Raw genomic sequence first — 13,524 nt, 5'->3', positions numbered from 1 at the left:
TCCCTCAAATGGTTCTAAATCGCTCTCATATGGCCTGCCGCCGCGTCGTGATCGACGACCGCAGCCGGCTGCCCGGGCGCTTCTTCGGACGGTTCGCGACATCAGCGACGTCGGAGCTTACGCGCGCGCTGTAAGCCGCAGCGCCGATCTCCTTTGTTCCTTTGCCCGCGCGTCACACGCGCGTCCCTCGTTCAAGCCATTCAAGCCTTAGCCCGGGAGCATCTGCTCATGTCCAAACCCACCACGCTGTACGACAAGATCTGGAACGATCATCTGGTGCACGAAGCCGAGGACGGCACCTGCCTGCTCTATATCGACCGCCACCTGGTGCATGAGGTGACCTCGCCGCAGGCCTTCGAAGGGCTGCGCGCGACCGGCCGCAAGGTGCACGCGCCGGAGAAGACGCTCGCGGTGGTCGATCACAACGTGCCGACCACCGATCGGACCAAGCCGAACCCCGACCCTGAAAGCATCGAGCAGATCAAGGCGCTGGCCGAGAACGCCAAGGAATTCGGTATCGAATATTACAACGAGTTCGACCGCCGCCAGGGCATCGTCCATGTGATCGGCCCCGAGCAGGGTTTCACGCTGCCCGGCACCACCATCGTCTGCGGCGACAGCCACACCTCGACGCATGGCGCGTTCGGCGCGCTGGCGCACGGCATCGGCACCTCCGAGGTCGAGCATGTGCTGGCAACGCAGACCTTGATCCAGAAGAAGGCCAAGAACATGCGCGTCACGGTCGACGGCCAGCTGCCGGAGGGCGTGACGGGCAAGGACATCATCCTCGCCATCATCGGCGAAATCGGCACCGCGGGCGGCACCGGCTACGTGCTGGAATATGCCGGCGACGCTATCCGCGCGCTGTCGATGGAAGGCCGCATGACCGTGTGCAACATGTCGATCGAAGGCGGCGCGCGCGCCGGCCTGGTCGCGCCCGATCAGAAGGCGTTCGACTTCCTGCGCGATCGTCCGAAGGCGCCAAAGGGCGCGGCCTGGGATGCGGCGATGCGCTATTGGGAGAAGCTGCGCTCCGACGAGGGCGCGCATTTCGACCATGAGATCCGGCTGGACGCTGCCAAGCTGCCGCCGATCGTGACCTGGGGCACCTCGCCGGAAGACGTGATCTCGGTGACCGGCATCGTGCCCGATCCCGACAAGATCGCGGACGAAGCCAAGCGGCTGTCGAAGCATCGCGCGCTGAAATATATGGGCCTCGCGGCCGGCACGAAGATCACCGACATCAAGCTCGACCGCGTCTTCATCGGCTCTTGCACCAACGGCCGCATCGAGGATCTGCGCGCGGCCGCCAAGATCGCCGAAGGCAAGACGGTCAGCCCCCACGTCAATGCGATGGTCGTGCCGGGCTCCGGCATCGTGAAGGAGCAGGCCGAAGCCGAGGGGCTGGACAAGATCTTCATCAAGGCCGGCTTCGAATGGCGTGAGCCCGGCTGCTCGATGTGCCTTGCCATGAACCCGGACAAGCTGAAGCCGGAAGAGCGCTGCGCCTCGACCTCGAACCGCAATTTCGAGGGACGCCAGGGCTTCAAGGGCCGCACCCATCTGGTGTCGCCCGCGATGGCGGCGGCGGCCGCGATCGCCGGCCACTTCGTCGACGTCAGGGATTGGCGCTAACAGCTATCTTTGTTGCAACACGACACCCGGCAAAATTTGCCGGCAATCGAGCGCGGTGGCCAGACCCGGCCACCGCGTTTTCGTATCGGCTCAATCCGACGGGCTTCCGCAAGGACTCCTTAAAGATCCGGACGCACAGTACGCCATCAAGCATGACGCCGCGTCTGGCGAGGAGCGTGCAATGGCCAACAAGCCGGAATTCGTCGATCTCGTTCGCGACGCAACCCGTCAGCGCCGGCGTACGCAGCCGCGCAAGATCATCGCCAAGCCCGAAGTGGCCAAGGAAGAGAAGCGGCTCTCCAACTGGCCACCGGGACGGTTCGCGAAATGGCGGCTGCAGACGCTGGTGCCGTGGAAGCTGTCGGTGAAGAACTGGCAGTTCAAGGATTGGCTCTGAGGCGCACCGCGCCGCCATCAGCAAAATCACCCGGCTAGCAAGATAAAAGGGCGCCGCAGCGGCGCCCTTTTTGTTTCAACCCATTGATCCCGTCGACTGCGATCCGATCGGTCGCGCGTCACCAATGGCGCCAGTGGCGGTAATGGCGATGATGCCAGTGGTGCCACCTGTGCCAGTGGCGATAGTGGCAGATGCGGCGCGGGCCGTAATAGGTCCAGATGACCCGGCAGCGACGATAGGGATAGTAGTAGCCGGTATCGTAGGGGTAGTAGTAGCCGCCGAAGAAATGGCGGCGATGATGATGGAAGTACGGCCGGTAGGCGAAGTGGCGATGATAGCCGCCATAGCGGATGCCGCCGCCATGAAACACCGGCCCACCATGAAATCCGCCACTACGAAATCCGCCACCGTGAAATCCGCCGGCGTGGAAACCTCCGCCGTGGAAGACCGCACCGCCGCCATGAAAAGCCGGCCCGCCGTGAAAACCACCACCGTGGAAAGCGGGGCCTCCGCCACCATGGAAGCCACCACCGCCGCCATGGAAGCCGCCGCCTCCGCCGTGGAAACCTCCGCCTCCACCGCCGCCGTGGAAGCCGCCACCACCGCCACCACCTCCGGGCCCGCGAACTTGAATGGCGGGCGCATCGGCCGGCTCAGGTGAAGCCGGTCGCGCGCCGGGACTGATCAACGACATCGCCTGTGTTGGACGATCAGGCACCGCAGCAAGCGCGAGCACCGCGGCCGCAGCAAAGCTGAGGCGGCGAACCAGGCCACCTCCCGGATCTCTTGTCCTCATCATTGTCACTTCTCCCTGAGTGCTTCTCACGCAACGGAGAGCGTCGCCCGCATCGCGTCCCCGTTGGTCGAATAGAGTCGCCCCGAACATTAACGTAGTGATAGCGACGTGAATGCGGCATGAACGCTACACGCGACGCGTGTAGTTGCGCGCTGCTGCCGAGCAAAGCTCCAGCTATCCTGACGATACTGCCCCGCAACTGATAATGATGCGCAGCGCCTGTGATGCGACGCAATCACGCAACTGATGTGAAGAAACTGCGGCTTGCCGATGTCGCGGCTGCCGTCACGCGCAGGCAGCTACCATGGCTTCCAGCCATAGACGAAGAACGGCGGAAATGGACCGAGCGGTGCCGGCGCATAGAGGATCGGCCTGCCGTAATAGCGCAGCTGATCAGCGGGACGGTGTGCGATGCGATGGGCATGGTGACTGCGCGCGCCAACATCCGTCACAGCCTTGTGCCGTGCAACGCGCGCAATCTCCGCAGCGGCGCCGGTAGACCACGGTGTGGTCGATATCGCGACCAGGAGTGCGGCGCGTACCAGCGCGAGACCGATTGCGGTGCTCATAGCGGATCCTCTCTGCTCATCGCCCACAGATGACAACAGGCCCGGCAAACGGGCCTGTTGCATTCAGCGGCCGGACCGCGCCGCGTCAGCCTATCACCAGTGACGGCGATGCCAACGGTGCCAGCGGCGATGCGGATGCCAGTGACGACGCCAATGGTGGTGATGCCAGCGAACTTCAGTCGTCGGCGCGGCCGTACCCTGCTGCACGGCTGCAGCAGCGCCCGGATTGAGCAATGACAGCGCCTGCGCGCGCTCGGCGGGCACAGCCATCGCCAACATCGCGCCAACCGCCGCAACGCCCAAAAGCTTCGTCACAGTCATGAAGGTCTCCTTCGATCGCCTGACAGGTCACGCCGAGCGCCGCGCAGCCGACCGAACGTCGGATGAACGCGACGCGACGCAGATCAGGATCTCGAACGAGCGACGTGAAGAGTGTGAAAGATCCGCGCCGGAGAGCAGAATGCGCGCGTGACACGGCAGTTCCGCCCCGGCGCGCAACAAACTTCGCACTGTGTCGTGGCCGACACGAATGACGGGCATTGGCCGGCAGTGACCCGGCCTGAGCGGGCAGGTCAGGAACCCTTAGTTAGCCCCGCCGCCAGTAGCAGCTCATATGCGGCACGATCACGGTGCCGCTGGGCCTGAATTCCTGCACATAATGGGCATTACAGACTCGCACGGCATTCGGACCGGGATCGTAGTGCGGCACCACATCCGGCTGCCAATGCTCTTCCTCGCGCGGATAGATCGGGATGCGCCTTGAGCGCCGCTGGGCGGACAACTCGGTGCTCGCTCCGTCCCTTGAAACACCTGCATGGGTGCCGGCAGTGGACGGATCCGCCTGTGCCGTCGCGGACACGAGCGCCACGCCCATCAACGCGGTCCCGATCAAGGCCACCGTCATCCGCATCATCGCATCCGCCCCCACCGAAAATCGCCGTTTGACCGTCTCCGTTTTCGCACGCCGCGTCAACCGCCGCCCGCGGGCGAAAAGGTCATAATTCTCAAGATGCGCAGCCATCAAACCCGCGCTACAAGGCGGTAATGTGGACGGAGCTGAAGGCCCCCTCGCTCGCCGAGATCGAAGTCATCGCGCAGGGCGTCTTCGCGCGCCTGCCCGACCGCTTTCGTGCGCTTTGCGAGGGCGTCGTCATCCAGATCGACGACTTCCCGACCGAGGAGGTGCTGGATGAGATGGAGGCCGACAGCGAGTTCGACCTGCTCGGCCTGTTCCAGGGCACCGGTTTGCCGTTCCGCAGCAATGACGACCTGCCGCGGCTGCCGAACATGATTTGGCTCTACCGCCGGCCGATCCTGGATTATTGGGCCGAGCATGACGAGACCCTCGGCCACATCATCCGCCATGTGCTGATCCACGAGATCGGCCACCATTTCGGGCTGTCGGACGATGATATGGCGGCGATCGAAGCCAAAGCGGACTGATCCGAGGCCGGTTGATCCCGGCCGATCGATCATGGCGGGCTGAAACAGAAGGCATTTTCCCTTTATCGTCAGGGCCAATCGCGCTACATCAGCGGCCTGCCCCACATTCGGAAGGTGCAATGATGGATAAATTCACCACGCTGGAAGGCGTCGCGGCGCCCTTGAAGATCATCAATGTCGATACCGACATGATCATTCCCAAGCAGTACCTGAAGACCATCAAGCGCACCGGCCTCGGCAAGGGCCTCTTTTCCGAACAGCGCTACAAGGATGACGGCAGCGAGAACCCGGACTTCGTGCTCAATCAGCCGGCCTATCGCAATTCCAAGATCCTGGTGGCCGGCGACAATTTCGGCTGCGGCTCGAGCCGCGAGCACGCGCCCTGGGCGCTGCTCGATTTCGGCATCCGCTGCGTGATCTCGACCTCGTTCGGCGACATCTTCTACAACAACTGCTTCAAGAACGGCATTCTGCCGATCCGCGTCTCGCAGGCCGATCTCGACAAGCTGTTCGACGACGCCGAACGCGGCGCCAATGCGACGCTCACCATTGACCTAGCAAAGCAGGAAATCCGCGGGCCCGACGGCGGCACCGTCAAGTTCGAGATCGACCCGTTCCGCAAGCACTGCCTGCTCAACGGCCTCGACGACATCGGGCTCACGATGGAGAAGAAGGCGGCGATCGACAGCTACGAGTCCAAGCTGAAGGCCGAGCGCGCCTGGGCGTGATCCACTTCGTCCGTGATAGCTTTAGGCCCTGGACGGTCGTCCGGGGCCTTTCGTTCGAGAGCGACCAACGCCAGTGACGCGCGCCTTACCTGATATCGTCACCTTCTGGCGCGGGCCGCTCGACCAGCTGCGGCAGACCTGTCTGCACTCGCAGCTTGCCGCAGGCCACAAGGTCACGGTCTACAGTTTCGATCCGCTGCCTGGATTGCCAGACGGCGTCGGCAATGCCGATGCGGAGGCGGTGCTGCCCTATTGCTTTTCCGAGCGGCTCCGCCCGCCGCAGCCCGATGGAAGCTGGCGAGACTGGACCACGCTGCAGTTCAGCGACTTCTTCCGCATCAGGCTGATGGCGCAAAGCGCTGGCGTCTGGCTGGATGCGGATGTCTTGCTGCTGCAGCCGATCCGGATCGATCCCGCCAAGCCCTATTTCGCCTGGGAGCGGGGGCGCCAGATCGGCAATTCGGTGGTCTATCTGCCACCGGCTGACCCGATCGTGGCGGAGTTCGAAGCGCTGATGCAGCAGGACGAGCTCACGCCGAACTGGCTGTCGCTGTCGCACCGGGTGACCTACGGCTTGCGGCGCCTGCGTGGCGGCTCGAAACGGCTGTCTGACATCCGCGTCGCCGTCTACGGCCCGGCGGCACTGACTGCGCTCGCCCGGCGGCATGGCCGGCTCCAGCACGTGTTGCCCAAGAAATCCTTCTACGCGGTTCACGCCGAGCCGAAGGCGTTTTTCGACCGCTCGGACTTCTCAGGGATCGTGAGCGACCCCGACATCATCGGCTTGCATATTTCTCCGAAGGGGCGCGGCGCCCTGCCGCCAGTCCCCGGAAGCCTGTATGGCTGGGCTGCAGAGCGCTTCGGACCGCGAGCTCCTTGATCTGCCGCAACGTCCTGTTGCCGCCGCGATGCTTGATTGGCACCACTGATCGGAGGTGCCGCATGACCACGCAGACCAGACCATATCCCAGGGTGCAGTCCCTGATCGATATGTTCGCGCAATGGCTGAAGCATCGGCGTGAGCTCAGCGAGATCCGCCAGATGGACCGCGAGGACTTCGAGCGCATCGCGGCGGACCTGCAGGTGTCGCCGGGCGATCTCGACGAACTGGTTCAGCACGGCGAACACGCCGCCGACGAGCTGCCGCGGATGCTCAACGCCCTCGGCATCGACGAAGCCGCACTCGCCCGCACCGAGCCGATGGTTCTGCGCGATATGGAGCGCGTCTGCGCCCTCTGCCGCGACAAGCCGCGCTGCCACCGTGACCTCGCGGCTGGCACCGCCGGCGCGCACTATGAAGACTATTGTCTCAACGCGCCGACGATCGACCGGCTCGGCAGCGACATCAAGCACGCCTGACACCATCCGTCGATCGCATGACATCGCGACAGAGTCACTCCACATGCACCGCAACATGCACCGCAATCCATGGATTCATCTCGGTGCTGCGATCCTGCTTGCGATTGCAGTCTTGGTCGTGATCCGGCTGCACAATGCGGGCGGCGCGACACCGGCGACCGACAGCGCGACGGCGGGCCACAAGCTTGCGGAAGCTTGGTGTACGGCCTGTCATGCAATCGATGGGCGCGGCGCCGGCGCTCAGGGCGCCGGGCCCGATTTCGTCGCAGTGGCCAATATGCCGTCGACGACCGAGCTGTCGCTGAAAGTGTTCCTGCAGAGCAGCCACGCCAACATGCCCAATATCATGATGACATCCGAGCAGCGGGGCGATCTCGTCAACTACATCCTCAGCCTGAAGCGGAAGTGAGGATTATTTCGCCGTCACCGCGATCGCGTCCGCGATGGCGATCGTCCGTCGGGCCATGTCGGCATGCAGCCGCTCCACCATGCGGCCGTCGATCTGGATCGCGCCGCGGGCCGCGTTTTCCGGCAGATCGAACGCTGCGATGATCTTGCGGGCTTCGGCGACCTCCTGAGCCGGCGGGGTGAAGATCGCGTTGCAGGTGTCGATCTGGCTCGGATGAATCAGGGTCTTGCCGTCGAAGCCGAGATCGCGCGCCTGGATGCATTCCTGCGCAAAACCGTCGGCATTGCCGAAATCGCTGTAGGGACCATCGAGGATTTCGAGGCCATGGGCCCGTGCTGCGAGAATGCAATGGGTGATCATCGGCAGCATCGTCGAGCGGCCCGGCAGCATCCGGATCCGGGTCTCGCGCGAGATGTCGTTCGGCCCGAACACGAAGCCGGCCAGGCGATGTTCGGATTCACGCGCGGAGGCGGCGAGCTTGTCGGCATCGAGCACCGCGCGCGCGGTTTCGATCATCGCCCAGACCTTGAGCGAAGGGTCGGCGCCGACCTCGGCGAGACGATCGGTCACGGTGCGCAGATCTTCCACCGTCGAGACCTTGGGAACCAGAATGCCGTCCGGCGCTGCCTGCCCGGCCATGGCGACGTCGTCGCTCCACCACGGCGTATCCAGGCTGTTGATGCGGATCAGAAGCTCGCGACCGCCATAGCCGTCCGCGGCAACCGCCTTGGCGATCTGCTCCCGCGCGGCGGCCTTGGCATCCGGTCCGACCGAATCCTCGAGATCGAGGATCAGCCCGTCCGCCGGCAGGTTACGGCCCTTTTCGAGGGCGCGCGCGTTCGAGCCGGGCATGAACAGGAGGCTACGGCGCGGGCGGGTCATGGGCGCGTTTCCTTTGGAACAATCGGGCGCCACGCGATACCATTTCGAACCCTGGCCTGAAAGGCTTGTTCCTGCCCAAGACCTGTGATTAGGCATTTACCATGATCACGTTCCCGCAACGCCTACTCGACGGCTATCACGCCTTCGCCACCAACCGCCTCCCGACCGAACAGAGCCGCTACCGGGAACTGTCCGAACGCGGACAAGCCCCGGAGGTGATGGTGATCGGCTGCTGCGATTCCCGCGTCTCGCCCGAGGTGATCTTCGATGTCGGGCCGGGCGAATTGTTCGTGCTCCGCAATATCGCCAACCTGGTGCCGATCTACCAGCCCGACGCCAATGCGCACGGCGTCTCGGCGGCGCTCGAATATGCCGTTACCGTGCTGCGCGTAAAACACATCGTCATCCTGGGCCATGCCCAATGCGGCGGCATCCGGGCCTTCGTCGACAAGATCGAGCCGCTGTCGCCGGGCGACTTCATCGGCCGCTGGATGTCGATGTTCATCAAGCCCGGCGAGGTCGTCGAGCAGCGCGAGCACGAGAGCATGGCCGAGTTCGTCACCCGGATCGAGAAGGCTGCGGTGTTTCGCAGTATCGAGAACCTGATGACGTTCCCATTCGTGCGCGCGCGGGTCGAGCGCGGCGAGTTGCAGCTGCATGGCGCCTATTTCGGCGTCAAGGAAGGCTCGCTGTTCGTGCTCGACAAGGCGACCAAGCAGTTCAAGAGCGCAAGAGATAGCGAGTAGGAGTGGCGAGTAGCGAATGGGGCGTAGCGAATAGATATTGTTCCTTATTCGCTACTCACTATTCGCCGCCATGATCGCTGCTGCTCCAGCGATCAGAGATCGCGAGCATGAAAGCCGAGACCACGAACAGGAGATGCACGCCGACCAGCCAGGCGAGCCGGCTCGGCTCGAATACGGTATCGATGTTCATGAAGGCCTTCAGCACCTGAATGGCCGAGATCGCGACGATCGATGCCAGCAGCTTCTGTTTCAGGCCGCCGAACTGGATCTTGGTCATCCAGTCAGGCCAGTCGGGATGGCCACCCGGGTCGATTTTCGAGACAAAATTCTCGTAGCCGGAAAACACCACGATCAGGATCAAATTGCCGGTCAGCGAGACGTCGATAAGGCTGAGCACGCCAAGGATGATATCGGACTCCTTCGAGCCCGGCGCATGCGCGATGAACTCCCACAGCAGCATGCAGAACTTCAGCAGCAGCACGGCGAGGCTGACGACGAGGCCGACATAAAACGGCGCCATCAGCCATCGGCTGTTGAAGATCAGGCTTTCAATGCCGCGCTCGATCCTGTTCGGCGCGTGTCCGCCGGCCTCCGGCGCCCCCTGCTCGCTCATGATGATCAGCGCCTCGCCGCACCTCCGGCCGCTCTCAGGCGGCCTTCTTCTTGGCGGTGATCAGCTTGCGGTTGATCAGCACCTCCGCGATCTGCACGGCATTCAGCGCGGCACCCTTGCGCAGATTGTCGGACACGCACCAGAAGGCGAGGCCGTTCTCGACCGTCGCGTCTTCGCGGATGCGGCTGATATAGGTCGCATCCTCGCCGGCCGCCTCGTAGGGCGTGACATAGCCGCCCGGCTCGTGCTTGTCGATCACGAGACAGCCCGGCGCGCCGCGCAAAATGTCGCGGGCCTCGTCCGGTGTGATCGGCTGCTCGAACTCCACGTTGACGGCCTCCGAATGGCCGACGAACACCGGCACGCGCACGCAGGTCGCGGTGAGCTTGATCTTGGGGTCCAGGATCTTCTTGGTCTCCGCCATCATCTTCCACTCTTCCTTGGTGTAGCCGTCCTCCATGAAGACGTCGATGTGGGGGATGACGTTGAAGGCGATGCGCTTCGGAAACTTCTTATTGATCAGCTCGTCATTGGTGTAGACGGCCTTGGTCTGCGAGAACAATTCGTCCATCGCGTCCTTGCCGGCGCCGGACACCGACTGATAGGTCGAGACCACCACGCGCTTGATCCTGGCCTTGTCGTGCAGCGGCTTCAGCGCCACCACGAGCTGCGCGGTCGAGCAGTTCGGATTGGCGATGATGTTCTTCTTGGCAAAGCCGGCCGTGGCATCGGCATTCACCTCCGGCACGATCAGCGGCACGTCCGGGTCCATGCGCCAGGCGGAGGAATTGTCGATCACGACCGCGCCGGCCGCGCCGATCTTCGGCGACCACTCCTTGGAGACGGCGCCACCCGCCGACATCAGGCAGATGTCGACATCGGCAAAATCGTAGTGCTCCAGCGCTTTGACCTTCAGCGTGCGGTCGCCATATGACACCTCAACGCCGACGCTGCGGCGTGAGGCGAGCACCACCACCTCGTCGGCCGGGAATTTGCGCTCGTCGAGAATGTTGAGCATCTCCCGCCCGACATTGCCGGTCGCGCCGACCACTGCGACTTTGTAACCCATCATTCACTCTCCGACGAAAAATGGCCGACCGCACAAGGATGCGGAAACGGAAGCGGCAGCGCTTCTATGCGAGAAACGTCCCTGACACAATCTTAACACCACGCCCCGCATTTGATGCATCCTCTTTCGGCCAAGGCGGCTTCTGCCCAGAGAAGCGGATTTTTTCTCGTCCTTGAAGGTGCGGCCAACGAGGCCTGCGCGACTTTGGCGCGCCTGTTTGCCTATGTGGGGGCGCTGGCGCTGATCGCCATGCTCACGCTGGCGGCCTGGCGGCAGTTGGATGCAGCCGTGGAACCGGAAAGGTCCGCCTGGTCCATTGCGGACGGCGCGGTCCCGACATTTTCGCTCAGGCTGGGTGACCAGCCGGACAAGTCCGCAACCTATACCGTGCTCCGGCACCCCCTGGGCGGCCGCAAGGACATCTTCCGCTGGGGCGAGCCGGCCGACCGCCCCGCCGCGGAGCTCGAAATCTACCGGTTTGGCGACGAGCGCGACGCCCTGAGGAGCGGCGCTCATGAGCTGGCCCTACGCATGGCACCAGATCCCGCCAGCGGGCTGGAGGCCGCCGGTGTGATCGACAGCAAGTTCGGCGCGGTCAGCCTGTTGCGTCAGACCGGAGCCGCGGACGGGCCAGGCGCCTGCCTCGGATTTCTCAAACGGATCGGCGAGCCCGCGTTGCGGATTTCGGGATGGTCGTGCCACGGGGTCAGCACGCCGGTGCGGCGCGCCGCGGTCGGCTGCATGCTGAACCGGCTGACATTGCTCGCGGGCGGCCGCGACCAGCAGCTGACCGCGCTGTTTGCGCACGCCGACGTCAAGCGCATGCCCTGCGACGTGACGGCGGTGGCCCCCGGACCGTCCGACTGGGTCACCGCCATCGACGAGCCGAGACTGCGCGGCACGCTTTAGATTGCTGAACGCGTCTCGTGCGTTTCGAGACGCGTTCGCGTCACCTTTCTGCCGCCGATGCGGCCGCCGGATCGGCGGCAAGTCGCGGATTTGATGCAACTTTCCCGCCACAGCAAAGATTTATCTTCGGCGGTGTGGCCGGAATGACCTTGTGACGCCATATCCGACAAAGCTAATGTAACACCCAAATCATGCATGGCGAGCGCCCGCTCTGTTTGGCGCGAGGAAGAGGACGTGATGACGACATTTTCTGCCGCGAGCCGGCTCCTGACCCTGGCGGTGATCGCTGCGACCGGCCTTGCCATCACGTCCGCCAATGCCGAGACCAAGCACCGGAAGTACGGCACCTATGTCGAGGGCGGCAGCCCGAACTATTCCTACCAGTCCGGCCCGCATACCCGCATCTTCGTGAGCAAGCGCTCGTGGCTGGACGGCGGCACCGAGGTGCTGCCCGGCGACCGCAAGTTCACCGACTATGCGCTACCGCCGGAGCAGGGTTATCCGAGCTTCGGCCGCGAGAACCTGAACCGTCCGATCGATCGCCAGCCGCTGATGACCCCGACCGATCTCGGCGGCTATCCGCGAGCGTTCCCGATCCCGTACTGAGATCGGCGCAAGCGCCTGATTGCAACGGCCGGGCCCTGCCCGGCCGTTTGCGTTTGGGATTACGCCGCGAGCTTCTCCAGCTCCTTGATGATTGCTTCGCCCATCTGCGTCGTCGACACCGGCGTCATGCCTTCGGACTTGATATCGGCCGTACGCAGACCGCTCGCCAGCACCGAGGCGATGGCGGCGTCGAGCTTGTCGGCGAGCGCGCCCATGTCGAAAGAGTAGCGCAGCGCCATGCCGAACGAGGTCAGCATCGCGATCGGGTTGGCGAGCCCCTTGCCTGCGATGTCGGGCGCCGAGCCATGCACCGGCTCGTACAGCGCCCTGCGGGTCTTCGTCTTGGCATCGACTTCGCCCAGCGAGGCGGAGGGCAGCATGCCGAGCGAACCGGTCAGCATCGCCGCGATATCCGACAGCATGTCGCCGAACAGATTGTCGGTGACGATGACGTCGAACATCTTCGGATATTTCACCAGGTTCATGCCGCCGGAATCGGCGAGCTGGTGCTCGAGCGTGACGTCCTTGTACTCGCGCTGATGAACTGCGGTGACGACCTCGTTCCAGAGCACGCCCGACTTCATGACGTTGCGCTTCTCCATCGAGGTCACCTTGTTGCGGCGCTTGCGCGCGAGGTCGAAGGCGACGCGCGCGATGCGCTCGATCTCATAGGTGTCGTAGACCTGGGTGTCGACGGCGCGCTTCTGGCCGTTGCCCAGATCGGTGATGGTCTTCGGCTCGCCGAAATAGACACCGCCGGTGAGCTCGCGCACGATCATGATGTCGAGACCCTCGACGATCTCGCGCTTCAGGCTGGAGGCGTCCGCCAGCGCCGGATAGCACACCGCAGGCCGCAGATTGGCGAACAGCCCGAGATCCTTGCGCAGGCGCAAGAGGCCCGCCTCGGGGCGAACATCGTAGGGAACGCCATCCCATTTCGGACCGCCGACCGCGCCGAAAATCACGGCATCGGCGGCCTTGGCCTTCTCCATGTCGCCTTCCGAGATCGACACCTTGTGCGCATCATAGGCGGCGCCGCCAACAAGCCCTTCCTCGGTCTCGAACGAGGCGAGCCCGCGTGCATTGAGCCAGCCGATCAGGCGTTTCACCTCCGCCATCACCTCGGGGCCGATGCCGTCGCCGGGCAGAAGGAGCAGCTTGTGGGTCGCCATGATCGTCATCCTCGCTCAGATCTGCGTCATGACCGGCCTGACCCGGGAATCCATCATTGAAGGCTGGACTGCCGGTGAAGCCGGCCATGACGAAAACGGAAAAATCCGCGGAGTGCTAAAGCGCTCCTGCGTGGTTGGCAAGCCACCTTTCCCGCCGGTCGGCTACAGCACGGCCGACGAAGCCTGTATCA

The 13,524-nt window shown here is 64.0% G+C and carries 19 protein-coding genes; 11 read left to right on the top strand and 8 right to left on the bottom strand.

The window, feature by feature from the left end; genetic code table 11:
- Window positions 1-228 precede the first annotated feature (228 nt).
- Both leuC and BRAS3843_RS32065 read left to right on the top strand, forming a co-directional pair.
- The gene (gene leuC / locus BRAS3843_RS32070) at window positions 229-1,635 is read left to right on the top strand and encodes a 3-isopropylmalate dehydratase large subunit (RefSeq protein ID WP_008973371.1); all 1,407 of its coding nucleotides are present in this window, start codon (window positions 229-231) and stop codon (window positions 1,633-1,635) included.
- Between the two features lie 181 nt (window positions 1,636-1,816).
- Window positions 1,817-2,032, top strand: a complete 216-nt coding sequence (locus BRAS3843_RS32065; RefSeq protein WP_008973370.1) for a hypothetical protein — start codon at window positions 1,817-1,819, stop codon at window positions 2,030-2,032.
- A gap of 118 nt (window positions 2,033-2,150) precedes the next feature.
- Here the strand turns inward: BRAS3843_RS32065 and BRAS3843_RS41040 are convergent, their stop codons facing one another.
- From BRAS3843_RS41040 to BRAS3843_RS32045, 4 genes are all read right to left on the bottom strand, one after another.
- Window positions 2,151-2,831 carry a hypothetical protein gene (locus tag BRAS3843_RS41040; RefSeq protein WP_008973368.1) on the bottom strand — a complete coding sequence of 227 codons (681 nt, stop codon included), beginning with the start codon at window positions 2,829-2,831 and terminating at the stop codon, window positions 2,151-2,153.
- Window positions 2,832-3,127: 296 nt separating this feature from the next.
- Complete coding sequence (locus BRAS3843_RS32055) at window positions 3,128-3,397, bottom strand: hypothetical protein (protein ID WP_008973367.1); 270 nt, start codon at window positions 3,395-3,397, stop codon at window positions 3,128-3,130.
- A 93-nt stretch (window positions 3,398-3,490) separates the two neighbouring features.
- Complete coding sequence (locus tag BRAS3843_RS32050; protein WP_008973366.1) at window positions 3,491-3,718, bottom strand: hypothetical protein; 228 nt, start codon at window positions 3,716-3,718, stop codon at window positions 3,491-3,493.
- Between the two features lie 265 nt (window positions 3,719-3,983).
- Window positions 3,984-4,307, bottom strand: a complete 324-nt coding sequence (locus BRAS3843_RS32045) for a hypothetical protein (RefSeq protein ID WP_244425528.1) — start codon at window positions 4,305-4,307, stop codon at window positions 3,984-3,986.
- Window positions 4,308-4,441: 134 nt separating this feature from the next.
- Here BRAS3843_RS32045 and BRAS3843_RS32040 point away from each other — a divergent pair, with 134 nt between their 5' ends.
- The 5 genes from BRAS3843_RS32040 to BRAS3843_RS32020 all read left to right on the top strand — a co-directional run bounded on the left by BRAS3843_RS32040 (window position 4,442) and on the right by BRAS3843_RS32020 (window position 7,336).
- Complete coding sequence (locus tag BRAS3843_RS32040; RefSeq protein WP_008973364.1) at window positions 4,442-4,840, top strand: metallopeptidase family protein; 399 nt, start codon at window positions 4,442-4,444, stop codon at window positions 4,838-4,840.
- Between the two features lie 122 nt (window positions 4,841-4,962).
- Entirely contained in the window at window positions 4,963-5,568 is a 606-nt protein-coding gene (gene leuD / locus BRAS3843_RS32035) for a 3-isopropylmalate dehydratase small subunit (RefSeq protein ID WP_035983517.1), read from the top strand.
- Window positions 5,569-5,641: 73 nt separating this feature from the next.
- Window positions 5,642-6,448 (top strand): hypothetical protein, encoded by an 807-nt coding sequence (locus BRAS3843_RS32030; protein WP_008973362.1) that lies wholly within the window; start codon window positions 5,642-5,644, stop codon window positions 6,446-6,448.
- A gap of 62 nt (window positions 6,449-6,510) precedes the next feature.
- A complete protein-coding gene (locus BRAS3843_RS32025; RefSeq protein WP_008973361.1) occupies window positions 6,511-6,927 on the top strand; it encodes a DUF6455 family protein in 417 nt (138 codons plus the stop codon).
- A gap of 43 nt (window positions 6,928-6,970) precedes the next feature.
- Window positions 6,971-7,336, top strand: coding sequence for a cytochrome c (locus BRAS3843_RS32020; protein WP_008973360.1), 366 nt, complete (start codon window positions 6,971-6,973; stop codon window positions 7,334-7,336).
- 3 nt (window positions 7,337-7,339) lie between these two features.
- Here BRAS3843_RS32020 and BRAS3843_RS32015 read toward each other — a convergent pair whose 3' ends face one another.
- The gene (locus BRAS3843_RS32015) at window positions 7,340-8,218 is read right to left on the bottom strand and encodes a CoA ester lyase (RefSeq protein WP_008973359.1); all 879 of its coding nucleotides are present in this window, start codon (window positions 8,216-8,218) and stop codon (window positions 7,340-7,342) included.
- A gap of 101 nt (window positions 8,219-8,319) precedes the next feature.
- Here BRAS3843_RS32015 and BRAS3843_RS32010 point away from each other — a divergent pair, with 101 nt between their 5' ends.
- Window positions 8,320-8,964, top strand: coding sequence for a carbonic anhydrase (locus tag BRAS3843_RS32010; protein WP_008973358.1), 645 nt, complete (start codon window positions 8,320-8,322; stop codon window positions 8,962-8,964).
- Window positions 8,965-9,022: 58 nt separating this feature from the next.
- Here the strand turns inward: BRAS3843_RS32010 and BRAS3843_RS32005 are convergent, their stop codons facing one another.
- Together BRAS3843_RS32005 and BRAS3843_RS32000 are read right to left on the bottom strand one after the other, a co-directional pair.
- Window positions 9,023-9,577, bottom strand: a complete 555-nt coding sequence (locus tag BRAS3843_RS32005; RefSeq protein WP_008973357.1) for a TIGR00645 family protein — start codon at window positions 9,575-9,577, stop codon at window positions 9,023-9,025.
- Window positions 9,578-9,611: 34 nt separating this feature from the next.
- Window positions 9,612-10,646, bottom strand: a complete 1,035-nt coding sequence (locus BRAS3843_RS32000; RefSeq protein WP_008973356.1) for an aspartate-semialdehyde dehydrogenase — start codon at window positions 10,644-10,646, stop codon at window positions 9,612-9,614.
- A 204-nt stretch (window positions 10,647-10,850) separates the two neighbouring features.
- Here BRAS3843_RS32000 and BRAS3843_RS31995 point away from each other — a divergent pair, with 204 nt between their 5' ends.
- Window positions 10,851-11,555 (top strand): hypothetical protein, encoded by a 705-nt coding sequence (locus BRAS3843_RS31995; protein WP_244425527.1) that lies wholly within the window; start codon window positions 10,851-10,853, stop codon window positions 11,553-11,555.
- A 237-nt stretch (window positions 11,556-11,792) separates the two neighbouring features.
- Complete coding sequence (locus tag BRAS3843_RS31990; protein WP_008973354.1) at window positions 11,793-12,161, top strand: hypothetical protein; 369 nt, start codon at window positions 11,793-11,795, stop codon at window positions 12,159-12,161.
- Window positions 12,162-12,220: 59 nt separating this feature from the next.
- On the opposite strand, the gene leuB is transcribed toward BRAS3843_RS31990, so the two are convergent.
- Complete coding sequence (gene leuB, locus BRAS3843_RS31985; RefSeq protein ID WP_008973353.1) at window positions 12,221-13,333, bottom strand: 3-isopropylmalate dehydrogenase; 1,113 nt, start codon at window positions 13,331-13,333, stop codon at window positions 12,221-12,223.
- Here leuB and BRAS3843_RS31980 point away from each other — a divergent pair.
- Window positions 13,332-13,524: hypothetical protein (locus BRAS3843_RS31980; protein ID WP_035983514.1), on the top strand; the 193-nt coding region annotated here is incomplete at its 3' end. The genes leuB and BRAS3843_RS31980 overlap by 2 nt on opposite strands.

It is taken from the genome of Bradyrhizobium sp. STM 3843 (assembly GCF_000239815.1).
Lineage (GTDB): Bacteria > Pseudomonadota > Alphaproteobacteria > Rhizobiales > Xanthobacteraceae > Bradyrhizobium.
The sequence above is the reverse complement of the archived record's forward strand: the minus strand, read 5'-3'. Positions and strand labels throughout refer to the sequence as shown.